The following is a 14,810-nucleotide window of genomic DNA, read 5'->3' as shown; positions in this document are numbered from 1 at the left end:
ACGATCATGACACCAGAACAGCGCACACAGTTCATTGCCAACGTCCCGGACGCGGAGGCGCGGCGCGAAGCGGAGCGGCTTTTCCAAGCTGCAGAAGACGCATGGGACAAACTTCGCGAGGCTTGCGGTAGCGCACATATCGATGTCGATGGTGATGTGATCGAAAATCATGGCGATCCGGCGATCGTTGCCCTCAACGACGCCTACGACAAAGCTCATGCGAAATGGGAGGATTGTGAAGAGTATGGCCCGGTCGTGACTGACGAACTCGACGCGCCGACCCGCTGCGTTCTGACTGGATTTCTTATCCATGAAGATGACGGCGTGCTCGTCGATAGATCGACGGGAGAGCAGATACTCAAGACGGCCCTCGGTCTACCGCTATATGCCGTGACCGGTGAATTCATCTCTCCGTCAGATGAAGCCGATGCGATGGCCGCCAGCGCCGAGGCCGTCGCCTGATGTCCGACGAAACCCTCACCCTCGGCGCGAACGCCAACGCGGATCTCAAAGGCCGCGCCGAGGAACTTGCGGGCGTGCTCGACGACATCGCCGAGCTGCAGGACCGCGCCAAGGAGATCAAATCCGACGCGAAGGCCGAAGGCTACGACATGAAGGTCTTCAACCAGGTCGTCAAAGAGAAGCGCCGCGGTGCTTCATTCCAATGCAGCCAGCTCGAGATGGAGCTGGTGCTCGACACCTATCGCTCGGCGCTCGGCCTGCCCGTCACGCTCGAAGACGCGCAGAAGCGCGCCGCCGAGGACGCGGGCGAACTCCCTGAACCGAAGAAAGAGAAGAAAGCGAAGCGGGGCGGCGACGTCGTCCCGTTCAAGGGCAACAAGGATCTGAACTGATGGATCAGCTTCCAGAATTCGCCTTTTTGTTTGTCGGGGAGGCGAAGTGATGGGACGCCTCTCTGATCTCGCGCGGGACGATCGCGGCGTTGCGCCCGGTGCGACGCTCGTATTGCTCGTCGACGATTACGGCCGCGAGCATTGGCTGATCGACGTCGGTGCCGATGAACTCGAAGGCAAGCTGCAGCTGGCTGATGGGCCGATGACGTACTGGATTCCGCACGCCGTCGCTGACACGTGGACGTGTATCGGAGGAATCGACCCCGGCCGGGGCGATGATGGCGACGTCCTCTTTGAAGGAGAACGGCTGCCATGATGTCGCCGATCCTTCTCACCACGGAAGCCGTAGCGAGTAGGGCTCCTGCCGACGTGTTCGAGGGCTTTCTCGACAGTCGGCCGTGGATGCCGATCACCGTCGAGCCGCCGCACAACGTCGAAATCGAACTCCAGTTTGGATACGCCAAGGCCGATGGATTTGCGCATCGCCGATTTCTGAGCGGGCGACTGACGTTCTGGGTTTGGTTCGGATTGACCTGCCGTTGCGTCGAGCCTCGCGGATGGAGGCCGAAGGCGTGAGCGAGCCATCGACCATCACGCGCCAGCGGCCGGCCGTCGGGGAATTCATCATCGAGTCCCTGCCAGTGAACACGCGCGCGCATCTCTATGCCCGCACGTGGGATGGGCACGGCTACTGGCGCTGGGAAACCGGCCGCCGGCGGAACTACAAGACGTTCTTCCGCTTCAACCGCTTCGGCGTGCCGGTGAAGGTGCCGGAGATCGACTGGCCGGAAGCGTGGACGCCGCTGAAGCCTATCGCGCGCACGCCGTCACCGCAGCCGCTGCGGACCGCCGACGCGCCGCCGCCCGACGTCGCCGCGACACTCGAAGCCTTCAACGATCGCCTGATCATGGCGCTGCAGGTGCACCTCGCGCTGCCGGACGAATTGCGCGCCATGACCCGCATCCGCGTCTACGGGCTCGTGACCTGCGCCGGAGCTGGGGATTACGCGCCCGGCATCGACACCCGGTTTCGCCCATCGCGGGCGCAGCAGGAAGACAGCGAGCGCGTGCTCGTCTGGTTCGCCCGTCTAGCGCCCGAGCAGCAGGACCTCTGCTGGCTCCGCGCCAAAGGTTTTTCGCTCCGCGCCATCTCTGAAATGCCGCCGTACAAAAAGGGGAAGCACTATGCCGCCAAAGTCCGCACTCTCTACAACCGGGCCGTCATCGACTGCTATCGGCTCTCACTCCAGCGGTGAGACCACGCTCAGCAGAGAGATGAAGGCGGCGCTTTCAGCGCTGGGCCTGCATGCGATCGCGGCCATCGCCGAGAGCGACACCTTCATGAAAGTGATTTCGACGAACGATCCGGAGCGCGAACTCCGCAAGCACCGCAGCGCCAACCCGCGCGTCGAGGGCATCGCGCTGACGCTCTACGCCAACAACGAGATCTTCACCGAACGTCTTATCGCCAGCGCGCTCGCTACGCTGGAGCGCACCGGAACGCGCCGCGACGGGCGTTGGGTCGGGTGCACGGCGGAAAAGCTCGAGGCTGCGCTGACGGAAGCGGCGGATATCCTTCACGTGCGGCTGCTGACGCCGGCCGCGCGCCTCGCGATGGCGCAGCACAAACTCGACAACGAAGCCGGGAGACGGTGATGAAAAGGCAAGAGGCCGAATCCACGTTCGTTCGGTTTTTCGAACAGGCGTCGTTCGCGATGGGCTTCGTCATCGAAGCCTGGGCGCTCTTCCACGCGCTTAGCGCAGCAACCTACTCCGAAGGCGCATTCTACTTCGGGATGGCCACTTACGTTGCCGTCTTCGCGGTGGCGTGGCGCCAGATCGCGAACGGGCACACGATATTTCCTCGGCGTGACGCCGCTCCCTCGGAGAACGCGCCATGATCGCAGCCAACGACACGACGGCGCCGCGCTGGAAGCGCATCGCTGTTCCGAAGCTTTCGCCCGCGCGCCGGTTCGCGTTTGAGGAAATCGGCCCGACGGCGCTCTGGGTGGCGGCCAATCTCTCCGGTCCGCAACAGCGCTACTGGGGCGACAATCAAGGCGGCTGGCCGATCCTCATGGGACTGACGCAGTCCTGGGAGGACCGCAAAAGCCCGGTCCTGTCTGCGAACGAGCCCTACCAGGACCGCGCGCTGATCCTGCGCTTCTGGGCTGACGATTGGAACAGTGCCGACCGGCTCTGGCAGGACACCTACGGCAGCCTGCGCGACTGCTTCGACGACGGCAAGGGCGAGTGGATGAGCTTCACGACGGAGGAAGCAGCGCCCGGCCTGGTCGAGACCGCGATCCGCGCGCACGCCAAACGCTGCAACGTCGAAATCTGGACGGACGCGGAACTGCTGCGCCGGATGGACTGGCTGATCGCAATGGCGACGAAGGTGGAGGGGTGAGGGCGATGACGGACGTAATGAAGATTTCTCGCGATGCGCTCGAGCAAGCACGCCTTTACATTGAAGGCGATGAGGAAACCCACGGCCGCCAGTTTGGCGATGGCAACGCAGTGAGATCTGCGCTCGCAAAAATCGACGCCGCTCTCTCCACCCTCCCTGTAAACGATCGGCATCATTCCGCGTGGATCGTTGGCAATGGCAGAGGCACCGAATGGCGTTACTGGACCGACTTCGGACCGGCATGGACACCTGATCGCGAAAAGGCAACGCGATACGCCCGCCGCGAGGATGCTGAAGCCGTCCACGCTGCTGATGAGGATGCGTGGACCGTCGAGCCTTACGTCAGTTCGGCGGGATTTCCGCGCAACTCGGAAAGTGACCGGCAGACATCAGATGATGTCGGGATATTGAGGGAGGCTCTTGAGCCGTTCGCCCATTTTGGGTTCTCGGCGGAAGACGGTACAGACATTCTCGATGCGGCAATTCGAGAACGCGTTACCGATCACTTTGCCGAAAGCGAGTTCTTGCGAGCCCGTGCCGCTCTTAAAGGCGCGCCTCAGCCTGCAAACTGGCCAATTGGCTACCTGTATTTAAATCCCGATACCGGAACGGAATTCTCGGAAAACCATCCCGTTGAAAGCGGCGAATGCGACGACGCGGAGAATATTCTCGAGGCGACGGCCGAAGCGTTGCGCGATGCGCTGCTTGAGGCGTGGCGCGAGCGAGAAGAAGCTGAGACTGACAGTGCGAAGTCCAACGCGAATGTTTTCGGTATCTCCAACGCGCTCCGCGAGATCGAGCATTTGACCAAAAATGCCTTGGCCCGTCTCTCTCAGCCTGCAAGCGAAGCGGGGAAGCTCAGCACTGACGAGGTGACGTCGTGAGCGATCGGCGCAATAAAATCCGAGACATCAGCGCACGAGAGGCAGAACGCATCCTTGGGCATCGCGTTGATCGGCGGCGCAAATACGCTTTCGATCCGAAGCCAGCCTACGGAATGCCCTGCGTCCTCCAGATTGTACGGTGGACTGACTCATGCTCTGGCTGCTTCGAAGGCGGCGAATACGGTGGCCTCGCGCACAATTATGACTGGGACGACAGCGCACAATGCCGTGTCGGCATCGGGTGTGACGAGTGCGGTTATTCCGGGAAAGTGCGCCGCGAAGAATGGGTGCCCTATTTGCCCGAAGCAGGTCGCGCTGCTCTCAGCACTGATGAGGTGCTGTGATGGCCGTTATCGCATCAATTCGTGACAAACGCGGAGCGGTTTCAATCCTTGATTGGGTGCGCGCTTGCGGCGGTGCCGACACAGTGGATATCGCAGCCCGCTTCGCGATGTCCACCGACGCCGCGCGAAAGCACATGAAGCAGCTACAGCGCGACGGATTGGTCAGGTCACGGCCAGATACATACAGCTTTAGCGGGCGGCAAGGTGGGCCAGTATTGATGTGGGAAGCTCTCAGCGCCCCCTCTACAGATGCAAAGGATCAGCCATGAGGCTTGAAACCGGAGTGGTCCAGTGCGGCGATGACTGGCCCGGGATATTCATTCGCGGAGATGACGCCTTCGCGCTCGTGCAAGCATTGCGGCACGTGCAATGTGCGTTGCCAGAAAGCGCTGATTTCTACATGAAGCTCTCTGCGTTTCAGGTCGATGGCTTGGTGAAGTTACTCCTGCGATCCAACACGCACGCCGAAGGGCACGCCGTCGATCAGATTGTGCATTTGTCCGACAGCGCCCCCTCTACAGATGCAAAGGTGCGGGGATGACGTGCGAACGCTGCCAAGGGAACGGCGAGATTGTCACCGATTGGGATCGGTATTTGAACCCTCGGACCGGCGACAAAGGTGATGAAGCCGTAGCCGAGTGTCCCGATTGCGGAGGCAGTGGCACGGTTGAAGCCCCCTCTACAGAAAAGGTGCGGGGATGAGCAAAGCGCCCATAAACTCCGATGCCGCCGCTGCTGCCGCAAGTGCCACGGGATTGCGACCGGATCAGATTGAGCGCGCCGTCGCCGAATACCGCTCGGCCGCCGAAGCATTGCACGTTGAGCCGAATTGGCAGGCAATCATGCACATGAGCGGAAATGGAATAGCGATCGCGCAATACGTGGACCCTGCTGGCGAAACCAAGGTCACGTTACAAATCGACAGCCACAAGCATCGTGGGAATTGGGTGCAGGAACGGGCGTTCGTGCTGGACGGCACCGCATACGAAACATTCGGCGAGGCTCGTGCTGCGGAGCTATTGCGGAACGCGACGTTCAAACCGGCGGTCGTGCGCCCCTCTACTAATGGAGCGGTGAAGTGAGCGAGACACCTAGCAAAGCGGTCCTGCGACTGCAATCGAGCATCAAGCAGCTACAGATACTCAAAGGCAGCGCGACGGCTGGTGAACTAGCACAATCGTTCGCACTGGACATCGAAACCCATGAATTGGCGCTCGCCGAGATCACGTCCCTTCGCGCTCAACTCGATGAGGCGAGAAAGTTAGGTGGCAAGCTCATTCTCGATGCGTCGCGGCAACTCAACGAAAAGGACGATGAAATCAAACGTGCCGCCGATGAGGCGAGGCGTAAGGCGATAGAGGATGTCATCACCGCCATTCTCGAAATGCCAGTTATCGTTGGCGAACCGCACGACGAAACGCAAAAGATTATGCTGTCGTCGCCGCCGGAACTCATCGCCGAGGCGGCCGGGAATGTCACAAAAAACCGCGCCGTCAAATTAATCCACGCCCTTCTTTCGGAGAGCAAACCGTGACCGATGGAATGACGATGATGAAAGGCGATTTGTTCGGGGCCGGGGTGCCAGCAAGTGAGAGGGAGACGATCGTGGCGGAATGCATACCGAGCGCGGCGCTGTCGCAGCACGCCGCCATCATCGGCAAGACCGGCAGCGGCAAGACGTCGACATCGAAACTCGCCGTCGAGCAGGTTGTCGCCGGCGGCTTCCGGGTCTGCATCCTCGATACGATCAAGTCGGACTGGTGGGGGATCACGTCCAGCGCCGACGGCAGCCAGCCCGGCCTTCCATTCAAGATCCTCGGCGGGCCGCGCGGGCACGTGCCGCTGCATTCGTCCGCCGGTTCGGCCATCGGCCAAATCGTCGGCTCCGGCAAACTGCCGCTGTCGATCCTCGACATGGCTGAGCGTTCCCCAAATTCTCGACGTTCGACAACGCCGCGACGCCGACGGACGATGAGGAGATCATCGACGTCCAGACGGCGGCCGTAGATCAGGAGGAATTGCGCGCGATCATCGGCGAGGCGCTGGAGGACGCTGAGGAGAACGATCCGAAGCGGCTCAAGGCGAAGGTCGCCGAGCTTGAAAAGGAACTCGCAAACGCCGGGAAGGCGGCGGCGCCAGACCCGCGCGCGCTGCGCGAGGCGGAAGAGCGCGGCCGAGCTGCAGCCGGTGAAGAATTCCGGCGCGTTGGGCAGTCGGAAGGCTACGGACGCGCCATCCATGATGCCGTCTCGGCGTTGAAGTCACTCAGGCCGAACGATGTAGGGCCGGTCGACGCGGCGCCTGAGCCGGCCTCGCGCATTGCGACGGTGCAAGAAGAGCGCGCGCCTGCGTCGGGCCCGGCTTCATCGACCAGCTGTTCGCTTGGCAAGGCGGAGCGGCTCGTCCTGACGGCGCTGGCTCAATATCCCGACGGACGAACGAAAGTGCAGGTGGCGCTTCTGACTGGCTACGCTGTCGGCGGCGGGGGCTTCAAGAACGCGCTCGGCGCGCTGCGGTCTAACGGGTTCATCGAGGGATATGACATCCTCGTCATCACGGCGGGCGGGCTCGATGCGCTGGGACCGTTCGAGCCGTTGCCGCGCGGGAAGGCCCGCGATCGTGTCATCGAATAGAGATTGCACATGCGCCCAGATGTAGCCTCTGGCCCTCTTGCCGAAAAGGTATCGTTCTCGTTATGTTCCGCCCTTAACCCAGGGAACGAGGGGCCGGACCTTGAAGATTTTTCTCGACGACGACGATGCGCCGAACCCGGCCGATCGCGAGACCGCAGTCCGCATCGTCACTGAGATCATGCGCAACGATGTGATGTCGCGCGGCACGTTTCTGATCGAGGGATACAGTTCCGCGCGCCGCATTGCGCAGGCCCTGACTGCCGCGCGTGTTGACGAGGTCCGGCGGGGTTTCTCGAAGCCGTTCCGGATGCGTGCGATCAAGCGCGCTCGCGGCGCGGATGCCGTTATGGAGAAATGGCCGTCTCTCCGTCCGTTGCACCGCTGGCTGGAAGTCGATGGTGTGCGATTTCAGTATTATCGCGCGACATGGAACAGGGCGCCGCTGATATCTGACGACGGCCGGATCGAACTCGAGGAGCGGCCCGACTTCTGGACGGCGTGCATCGACGGGCGGCCCGTGGTGACGTGCGGCGCGACCCGGCGCTTCGACACCGAAATTGCAGCAGCGCGCGCGGCGCTCGAACGCTTGGCAAAGGACATCATGCTGTGACTTGGCCCCTACCGAGATTTGCGATATCTCGGTTTTGAGCTATTGCGCTTTCGAGAGGATCATCAAACGTTCCTTCTCGCGTCTATTCTAAACTAGGGAAAGGTGTGGGAGTGGGTCCGATGAAAGCCCGGCAAGAAATTGCCCGGGGCGGCTTTAGCCCCGAAGATGTCGCTTATTTAACAAGCGTTCTGGAGGATGTTTGGAAGGACGTGCAGAGCAACGGGCTTTCAAAATACCAGGATGAATCTGCACAGCGAGAGCGAATTGCAATCATCATCGTTGCGCTTGCATCGCGTGGCGAAGATCGAACGGACTTTAAAGCGGCCGTTCTTCGCCAATTTATGAACGGCGGTTAGCGCACGATTTGTGTGCCGAGCCGACGACGGCAACAAAAAGCCCCCGGCGCTGGGGTGCACCGAGGGCTGAGGTCGTAACAAATCGTAACGCCCGTGCGGCCTAGCCGACCACCTTGCGGCGGCCGACCGTCGTCCGTTCGACTTCGGCGGCAAGCTCTTTCAGCCAGTCCGACAGCGTCGACCGTCCGATAGGTCCGAACTGTTTGACCAGCTCGGCCCGAAGGTCTTCTTGGCTCGCGAATTGTTCGCCGGCATCGATGCGCCCGCGAATGTCCGCCAGCACTTCCACTTTCCGGCTCTTCATCCGCTTTCCCGGCTTCGGACCGTTCGGCGGATTGTTCGGCGAACCGTTCGGCCCCGGGAATGCCAGGATTTCGGCCCCCGGACCGTTCGGCTGCTGGCCGGTCAGCGCCGACTTGAGATCGTCAAACGATTGCTTCGGAAGGTCCGGGAAGTCGGATTGTCCGGAGACGTCGACCGCCGGAGCTGCCGGAGCTTCGACCGGAGCCGGAGCGGCAACCGTCTCGACCTTCGCGAAGATCGCAGGCCCGAACGTCGCGATCATCACGACGCCGATGCCCATGATCCAGGCCCAGCCCCAGGATACGGTCGCTTCCGATGCGGATGCTTCCGACGTCAGGTGCTGACGATCGAGATCAGCCTTGAGCCCGGGCAGCTTCGCTTCGAGTTCAGCTTTTCGGCTTGCCTTCGCCAAATCCGCGTCGAGTTCCGGTTTCTGGTCACGGAACGTCTTGCACTCCGCCTTTGAAGCTTTCGCCGTCGCGTCGGTGCAGCCGTCGGTCCGTCGCCAGATGTTGTCGTCGACCTTCGCTCTTGCCGCGGTGATCGCCGCCTGGGCCTCGGCAACGGTTCCGGCGTTGCGGACCTTCTTCCACTCCGCGTCGGCAGCGTCATAGAGCTGCTTGGCATCGTGGTAGCCGTTCCGGTCCTTCGTCTCGTCGCCGACCTTGGCGCGCTGGGCGCTCAGGATATGAGACGCCATCGCTGTGATCGAGATCGAGAGCAGAAGGCAGGCCGCAATCCCGGCAACGATGCGCTGGCGCGTGTCGCCGGGTGTCAGGGCAACCCAAGCCGCCCTGGTCTGTGAGAGCGAGACGGCGATCGCCGCCAGCACCAGCACGATGCCGGCGAGGCTGAGCGAAACGCCGTAGACGCTGACCGTCAGTTTCTCGAGGTGAGAGCCGAGGTCATAGGCGCGAAGCGCGTTCGATGTCGCTTCGGCCGAAACCGCCAGCCCGACCATGATCCATGCGGCTCGCGGAATGCGCCAGGTTGTGATAGGTGTCGTCATGTGAAGTTTTCCTTCGCGGATACTCACGCGCGGCCTGCCGCCTGATGTGCAACCATCAGGGTCATCGGTGGGCCGTTTGCATGAGTGGGTTTCTAGTGTCGCCGTCTCACGCGCTTTCGATGCGCGCCCGTGCACACGCTCTTTCGGGGCGGCGGTGCAGGCCCGATTTTGAGTTCGGGTGTGGGTCCAAGGTTCGGTGCGTTGATGGGTTTAGTGGGCAGATGATTGTGGAAATTTTCCGCAATCCCGCCGGGTCGTGCGGCCGGGACCATGCGTCCCGCAAGCCGTTGTTCTTGAAGTGCGGATCAGTACCGGACGGACTCTCCGAGATGGCCGGAAAGCTGCAGCTCGTCGCGGCGCACGAGCAGACGGTTGTAAGTTTCGTAGTCCTCGGAACTCATGTCCCCCATTCCAATGCGTCCGAAGTCGTTGAGGTCATTTATCTTGTCGGTCACCTCAGCGTACTCGCGAGTGCAAGGCGTGAACCCCGCACCGTTCGGCCATTCGATTGCGGTGTCGTGCTTGAGTGTCGTCATGTGTTTCTCCATAGCTTCGCCATCGCCTTGCGGCGCTGGGTTCGGGCTGCCGGTCGTCCCTGAGTATCCCCGTTCCACTTCGCGGTGCCCGTTCTGGCATCTCTTGCGTGGCGTCTCGGTTCGGGTAGGGGCCTGCATGGCCGTCTGGTAGTATAGTAACCGAAGCGGTTACAAAATTCAATGCGGCGGGGCGGCACGAGGAAGGAACGTCAAGCCGCGTCCCTGGTTTTCTCGTCACATTTTCGTGATTTTATGCAATCGGAGCGGTTACGGTATTAGTTTGCATATGAGCAAGAGCAAGTCACGAGGCCCTGGGCGGCCGCCAAAGACCGGGGATAGAGCCATGATGGTTTCGCTGACGGTCCGTTTCCCCGAACCGATGAATGCCGAGATCGAGGCAATCCAAGCATCGAGACCGATGGAGCAACCCGACAAAGGTCAAGTGGTTCGAGAGTTGATAGCCGAGGCATTGGAAGCTCGGGCAAAGGCGGCTAGAAGGAAATGAAACGGGGAATATATCGGGGAGAGATAAAATGGTTCAGCCGACAGTGACGAGCGACGCGCATTCGCTCATGCTCTTCGAGGCAAACAAGAAGTCGAATGGCGTCGCCTACGCGCTTTGGTTGTTTCTCGGGCTCGTTGGGGGCCATCGGTTCTATGCGAACCGCAGCGGGTCAGCATTTGGAATGCTGTGTCTTTTCTTGGGAGGTTTGGCGACGGCCGCCACGCCGATAGCTGGCTTCTTCATCTTGGCAGACGGGATTTGGGTTCTTGTTGATGCGTTTCTAATTCCTGGCTGGATTAGGGCCTACAATATGGATCTGGTGTCGAAGTTGACCGGCACACATACGGCTGCAGCATAATGGCATCGCAAGAGCGCATCAAAGCGATAGCTGAAATTGTTTCGCTTATCGAGAGCGCGGCGCAGGACACCCCTCCGGTTGAAAGAGCCGTGATGGCGCGCATACTGAAGGAGATTTGGCTTCACCTGCAAAAGACGGGTGAGTTTGACGATGTCTTGCGCATAACGTCGGTCGGAGACGATCCGGAGCCAAATGCATACCTCGTTACTGACCTTCAAGCGCCAGCATTGATGGTGGCTAAACTGGGATGGAAAATGGTCTCAAGGCTACGCCCAATTTATCGGACTGAGCGAGGTTCTATTGTGAAAATTGTCTCGGATGTGAATGATGTCATGGAAAATCCAGCGAAAGTAGCTGTGTGTGGTTCGCTAGGAGATTTTCTGACTATGCAAAAGCGTGCGCTGCGTCGGCGAAAGCTTGAAGAGGTTTCTATCGAAGCTCTCTGATTTGCCGCCAATTCCGCTTTTCTACCGTTCCTTGAATTGTGTTGCAAAAAAGCGATAGCAGAATCGCGTGGGACAAGGTAGGGAATCGATATGGTTGCGAAGGATGCGCGCCGGAAGCTGAACGCTCCCGGCGCTTTTGTTTTGGGGCTTATCTCCACCAGAGAATTGTGAAGCGGAAGTAGATAGACAATCGTTTCTGCTTCTTCATCGCCCCTCCTTTCATTCTGACGCGTGCACTTGCACCCATTTTACGCTCGTCTGTGCGCTGATAACCGGAGATCTGTCGAATTTGCCGAGCATGCCGCCGCGGTATCAGCCGCATAAGGCGCTCGCCGCACTCCGGCCCGCGAAGCCTGCACAGCAGCATGATGATCGGCGCGGGACCGCATATTCGCGAGGCTATGACCGGCAGTGGGACCGGGACCGGCGCGCGCATCTGAGGCGGTCCCCGTTGTGTGTGTGCTGTGAGGCCAACGGCTTCATCCGGCCCGCATCGCTGGTCGACCACATCGTCCCACATCGCGGCGACAAGGTTCTGTTTCGCGATCCAGCAAACTGGCAGTCGCTCTGCGGCGAGTGCCACAACAAGATCAAGAAGGTCATCGAGGCGCTTTGGGATGCCGGCAGGGTCGGCGTCGCGGCGCTACGTCTCGACCGCAAGATGCCTGAGTATTTTGATTGTGGAGGCTGATCGGTGGCGCAAGGCTTAGAGTTTTCAGAAAAAAGAGCGTTTATCGTCGACCGGTGCAATGAAGTCGGCGATCGCGACCCGAACGGCCGCAAGATCGGCTTGGCCTTCCACGATATTCAATACGGCAAAAGAGTCGCGGTGCTCACAGCCGAGAATGCATCCGCGCTGATAGCAGATTTGCAGATTGCGCTCGTTGCGTTTGATGCACCGTCTGATGACCGGCGCCAAGTGACGACGATGCTCGTAAATGTCGCGATGCAGCTTACGCAGGATAAGTCGAAGGTCGTTGCGGCCGTCATGAAGGGTTCGTTCGGGACTTCCAATCCCGCATTGGTGTCAGAAGTCTTCGAGGACCTAACTAGGTTGAAAAACCGACCCCCCAGGGGGGAGTGAAAATCTTACCGATGTCAGGGGCAAAGACCGCGCGGTTCGAGAAAAAAAATTGGGCGCAAGTTTTTGGAGCATATTATTTTTTTTGATGCACATATCGGGGGTAATTGCCGCGAATTGTGACGCGGAATTCGCAGCAATAAATGGGTAAGCGAGGTCCGAGAGGTAAATCGCCAGAACTTGAGTCCGCTCAAGGGTTTCCTGGTCGGCGTAAAGGCAAAACGAAAGCCGTATTGGCCCGCCAATCCGAGCCGGAAATTGCGGACGAAACGGACATACAAGACGATGTGCCGGATTCACGCTTTGTCCAGCCTCCTCCGTATCTTATTTCGAAGGCGGAGCGGATCGTCTGGTCGGAGATCATGGGCGGGCCAAATGCGCGGGCCTGGTTCAAGTTTTCGGATCACGCTGTCATCGCGCGGTACTGTCAACTCAGCGCCGTCTATCGGCGGCTGACGAAGTCGCTGCCGAAGCCGACGTACAAAACGAAGGGAACCGCCGGCGGCGACATAATCAAGCGCAACCCGGCGTTTGATCAAATGCTGGCGCTGTCGCGGGAAATGCGCGCGATCGAGCAGTTGATCGCGGGCAATCCAGATTCGCGGTTGAATTTGGAAAAGAAGGGCCTGAAGCCGGGCGAGAAAACGCCGAACGGAGACAAGCCCGATGAGCCATCAAAGCCCGGCAAGCCGACCGGACCGCTCGGCGTCTTGAAGGCATCGCACAAGATGAATTGACGGACCCGCGTTGCGCGCTCAGGAGAGCTGCGCCGATGCGCTGCCGCCTGGCGTTGAAATCGGGAAGCAGCCCGATCCGCTAAGGCCGCTCGCCCCCGGCGAACCGCGATACTATTCGCATTGGCGGCAAAAGCCGGAGGGTGCCTGGTTCAATCCTATCGCCGCGCACAACGCGGTGCAGTTCTTTCCGCGGTATTGCAGGCTCACCAAAAAGGAGTGGGCCGGGCGTCCGTTCCACCTCGAGCCGTGGCAGCGCGACTGGATTGTCCGGCAAGCCTTCGGATGGATGCGGGCCGACGGCACGCGGCTCTATCGGCGCATCATCATCTGGGTGCCGCGCAAGAACGGCAAGACGGAACTGATCGCCGGGGTTTCGCACCTCTGCCTATTGGGCGACGGTGTGATCGGCGCCGAGTGTTACGCGATCGCGTCGTCCGGCGATCAGTCCTCGATCGTGTTCAATGCGGCCAAGGACATGGTCGACTACTCGGACGAGCTGGCCGAGCACTATGAGGTTTTTGAGGAGTCGCTGTACCTCCGCGACACGCGGGCGCTCTTCAAGGCGCTCACCGGAAAGGCGCGCGGCAAGCACGGTCTCGGTCCGGTCTACCTGATCGGCGACGAGGCGCACGAGTGGGCTGACGACAAACTTTACACCTATGTCCGCAACGGCATGGCGTCGGCGTCGGAACCGATGGAATGGATCATCTCGACGGCCGGCATCGAAGAGGGTTTCGGCATCGAGATCTGGAACGAGAGCGTCGGGATCTGCGAAGGCTCCTTCGACGATCCGGAAACGCTCGTCGTCATCTACTGCGCGCCGCAAGACGCGAAGATCGAAATTGACATTGAGGATCCGCTCGTATGGGCGGAGGCGAATCCGAACCTCAACGTCTCGGTCAAATACGATTACATGGTTCGCGGTGCGCGCGAGGCCGTGCAGTCGACCGCGAAGGAGAACGATTTCAAGCGCTACCACCTCAATATCTGGGTGGGTCAAAACGAACGATGGCTTCCTATGCCATCGTGGAACGCCTGTAACATCGGCGGGCCTGAGCACTGGCAGCATATCGCGGAGCAGATGTACGGGCGCCGCTGTTTTGGCGGGCTCGATCTCGCTTCGACCAAGGACTTCTGCGCACTCGTCTGGATTTTTCCGCCAGAGAACAACGAGACGTTCTGGACGATCCTGCCGCGCTTCTGGTGGCCGAAGGTCTCGATGAAGATCGCGGCCAAGAAAAGCCGCGTGCCATTCGAGAGCTGGGAGAAGATCGGCGCCCTCGTTACGACGCCGGGAAACGCGGCTGATCATGCGGCGATCGAAGAACAGGTTTTGGCGGACTGCGAATTGTTCAAAGTCGAAGGTCTCGGCATCGACCTCTTCAACGCGCATTCGGTCGCGACGAACCTGAGCGAAAAGGGGGTTCCGGTCGAATTGGTCCGCTTCGCGATGCTCTCGATGTCAGGTCCGTCGAAGACGCTCGAACGGCTCGTGCTCGAGGAGCAGCTCGACCACGGCGGCCATCCGGTTCTGCGCTGGATGGCGTCCAACACCGCCATCCGCCGCGATGGCAACGAGAACTACATGCCGTGCAAAAAGTCTTCGGCAAACAAGATCGACGGTATCGCGGCGAACGTGATGGCGTTGGCGATGGCCGGCAAGGAAGCCGCGCCAGAAAGCTATCTCGCGAGCGGCGAATTGCTCGTGCTGCCATTGAACTGATGGATTGGAACGAACGCACCC

At 60.4% G+C, this 14,810-nt stretch carries 24 protein-coding genes; 22 read left to right on the top strand and 2 right to left on the bottom strand.

Going from position 1 to position 14,810, the window contains the following annotated elements:
* Positions 1-6 precede the first annotated feature (6 nt).
* The 16 genes from HDEN_RS14870 to HDEN_RS14795 all read left to right on the top strand — a co-directional run bounded on the left by HDEN_RS14870 (position 7) and on the right by HDEN_RS14795 (position 8,091).
* A complete protein-coding gene (locus tag HDEN_RS14870) occupies positions 7-462 on the top strand; it encodes a hypothetical protein (RefSeq protein WP_013216963.1) in 456 nt (151 codons plus the stop codon).
* A complete protein-coding gene (locus HDEN_RS14865) occupies positions 462-854 on the top strand; it encodes a GapR family DNA-binding domain-containing protein (RefSeq protein WP_013216962.1) in 393 nt (130 codons plus the stop codon). Before HDEN_RS14870 ends, HDEN_RS14865 begins: the two co-directional genes overlap by 1 nt.
* A 49-nt stretch (positions 855-903) precedes the next feature.
* Positions 904-1,170: a hypothetical protein gene (locus HDEN_RS14860; protein ID WP_013216961.1), complete on the top strand. Its 267-nt coding sequence runs from the start codon at positions 904-906 to the stop codon at positions 1,168-1,170.
* Between the two features lie 53 nt (positions 1,171-1,223).
* Positions 1,224-1,430 carry a hypothetical protein gene (locus tag HDEN_RS14855; protein ID WP_150103276.1) on the top strand — a complete coding sequence of 69 codons (207 nt, stop codon included), beginning with the start codon at positions 1,224-1,226 and terminating at the stop codon, positions 1,428-1,430.
* On the top strand, positions 1,427-2,110 hold the full coding sequence (locus HDEN_RS14850) for a hypothetical protein (protein ID WP_013216959.1): 684 nt from the start codon (positions 1,427-1,429) through the stop codon (positions 2,108-2,110). The genes HDEN_RS14855 and HDEN_RS14850 overlap by 4 nt, the downstream gene beginning before the upstream one ends.
* 19 nt (positions 2,111-2,129) lie before the next feature.
* Complete coding sequence (locus HDEN_RS14845) at positions 2,130-2,510, top strand: hypothetical protein (RefSeq protein ID WP_013216958.1); 381 nt, start codon at positions 2,130-2,132, stop codon at positions 2,508-2,510.
* Entirely contained in the window at positions 2,510-2,755 is a 246-nt protein-coding gene (locus HDEN_RS14840; protein WP_013216957.1) for a hypothetical protein, read from the top strand. Before HDEN_RS14845 ends, HDEN_RS14840 begins: the two co-directional genes overlap by 1 nt.
* Positions 2,752-3,264, top strand: a complete 513-nt coding sequence (locus HDEN_RS14835; protein WP_013216956.1) for a hypothetical protein — start codon at positions 2,752-2,754, stop codon at positions 3,262-3,264. The genes HDEN_RS14840 and HDEN_RS14835 overlap by 4 nt, the downstream gene beginning before the upstream one ends.
* A 5-nt stretch (positions 3,265-3,269) precedes the next feature.
* Positions 3,270-4,148, top strand: a complete 879-nt coding sequence (locus HDEN_RS17820; RefSeq protein ID WP_013216955.1) for a hypothetical protein — start codon at positions 3,270-3,272, stop codon at positions 4,146-4,148.
* A 609-nt stretch (positions 4,149-4,757) separates the two neighbouring features.
* Complete coding sequence (locus HDEN_RS14825; protein WP_013216952.1) at positions 4,758-5,033, top strand: hypothetical protein; 276 nt, start codon at positions 4,758-4,760, stop codon at positions 5,031-5,033.
* Between the two features lie 157 nt (positions 5,034-5,190).
* On the top strand, positions 5,191-5,574 hold the full coding sequence (locus HDEN_RS14820) for a hypothetical protein (protein WP_013216951.1): 384 nt from the start codon (positions 5,191-5,193) through the stop codon (positions 5,572-5,574).
* Complete coding sequence (locus tag HDEN_RS14815) at positions 5,571-6,026, top strand: hypothetical protein (protein ID WP_013216950.1); 456 nt, start codon at positions 5,571-5,573, stop codon at positions 6,024-6,026. Before HDEN_RS14820 ends, HDEN_RS14815 begins: the two co-directional genes overlap by 4 nt.
* Complete coding sequence (locus HDEN_RS14810) at positions 6,023-6,499, top strand: helicase HerA domain-containing protein (RefSeq protein WP_013216949.1); 477 nt, start codon at positions 6,023-6,025, stop codon at positions 6,497-6,499. Before HDEN_RS14815 ends, HDEN_RS14810 begins: the two co-directional genes overlap by 4 nt.
* An 11-nt stretch (positions 6,500-6,510) precedes the next feature.
* Positions 6,511-7,125: an ATP synthase subunit B family protein gene (locus HDEN_RS14805; protein ID WP_013216948.1), complete on the top strand. Its 615-nt coding sequence runs from the start codon at positions 6,511-6,513 to the stop codon at positions 7,123-7,125.
* 100 nt (positions 7,126-7,225) lie between these two features.
* Positions 7,226-7,735 carry a hypothetical protein gene (locus HDEN_RS14800; RefSeq protein ID WP_013216947.1) on the top strand — a complete coding sequence of 170 codons (510 nt, stop codon included), beginning with the start codon at positions 7,226-7,228 and terminating at the stop codon, positions 7,733-7,735.
* A gap of 119 nt (positions 7,736-7,854) precedes the next feature.
* Positions 7,855-8,091 carry a hypothetical protein gene (locus HDEN_RS14795; RefSeq protein WP_013216946.1) on the top strand — a complete coding sequence of 79 codons (237 nt, stop codon included), beginning with the start codon at positions 7,855-7,857 and terminating at the stop codon, positions 8,089-8,091.
* 100 nt (positions 8,092-8,191) lie between these two features.
* Here HDEN_RS14795 and HDEN_RS14790 read toward each other — a convergent pair whose 3' ends face one another.
* Together HDEN_RS14790 and HDEN_RS18210 are read right to left on the bottom strand one after the other, a co-directional pair.
* A complete protein-coding gene (locus HDEN_RS14790; protein ID WP_013216945.1) occupies positions 8,192-9,403 on the bottom strand; it encodes a hypothetical protein in 1,212 nt (403 codons plus the stop codon).
* 305 nt (positions 9,404-9,708) lie between these two features.
* Positions 9,709-9,939, bottom strand: a complete 231-nt coding sequence (locus HDEN_RS18210) for a hypothetical protein (RefSeq protein ID WP_013216944.1) — start codon at positions 9,937-9,939, stop codon at positions 9,709-9,711.
* A gap of 533 nt (positions 9,940-10,472) precedes the next feature.
* Here HDEN_RS18210 and HDEN_RS14775 point away from each other — a divergent pair.
* From HDEN_RS14775 to HDEN_RS14750, 6 genes are all read left to right on the top strand, one after another.
* Positions 10,473-10,802 carry a TM2 domain-containing protein gene (locus tag HDEN_RS14775; protein WP_013216943.1) on the top strand — a complete coding sequence of 110 codons (330 nt, stop codon included), beginning with the start codon at positions 10,473-10,475 and terminating at the stop codon, positions 10,800-10,802.
* A complete protein-coding gene (locus HDEN_RS14770) occupies positions 10,802-11,248 on the top strand; it encodes a hypothetical protein (RefSeq protein ID WP_013216942.1) in 447 nt (148 codons plus the stop codon). Before HDEN_RS14775 ends, HDEN_RS14770 begins: the two co-directional genes overlap by 1 nt.
* A gap of 298 nt (positions 11,249-11,546) precedes the next feature.
* Positions 11,547-11,939: an HNH endonuclease gene (locus tag HDEN_RS14765; protein ID WP_013216941.1), complete on the top strand. Its 393-nt coding sequence runs from the start codon at positions 11,547-11,549 to the stop codon at positions 11,937-11,939.
* A 3-nt stretch (positions 11,940-11,942) separates the two neighbouring features.
* Positions 11,943-12,332: a hypothetical protein gene (locus HDEN_RS18205; RefSeq protein ID WP_013216940.1), complete on the top strand. Its 390-nt coding sequence runs from the start codon at positions 11,943-11,945 to the stop codon at positions 12,330-12,332.
* A 230-nt stretch (positions 12,333-12,562) separates the two neighbouring features.
* Positions 12,563-13,066 carry a P27 family phage terminase small subunit gene (locus HDEN_RS14755; protein WP_041921680.1) on the top strand — a complete coding sequence of 168 codons (504 nt, stop codon included), beginning with the start codon at positions 12,563-12,565 and terminating at the stop codon, positions 13,064-13,066.
* Positions 13,067-13,076: 10 nt separating this feature from the next.
* Positions 13,077-14,789 (top strand): terminase large subunit, encoded by a 1,713-nt coding sequence (locus tag HDEN_RS14750; RefSeq protein ID WP_013216938.1) that lies wholly within the window; start codon positions 13,077-13,079, stop codon positions 14,787-14,789.
* The last annotated feature ends 21 nt before the right edge of the window (positions 14,790-14,810 follow it).

The sequence above is a fragment of the Hyphomicrobium denitrificans ATCC 51888 genome (assembly GCF_000143145.1).
Taxonomy (GTDB): domain Bacteria; phylum Pseudomonadota; class Alphaproteobacteria; order Rhizobiales; family Hyphomicrobiaceae; genus Hyphomicrobium_B; species Hyphomicrobium_B denitrificans.
The sequence above is the reverse complement of the archived record's forward strand: the minus strand, read 5'-3'. Positions and strand labels throughout refer to the sequence as shown.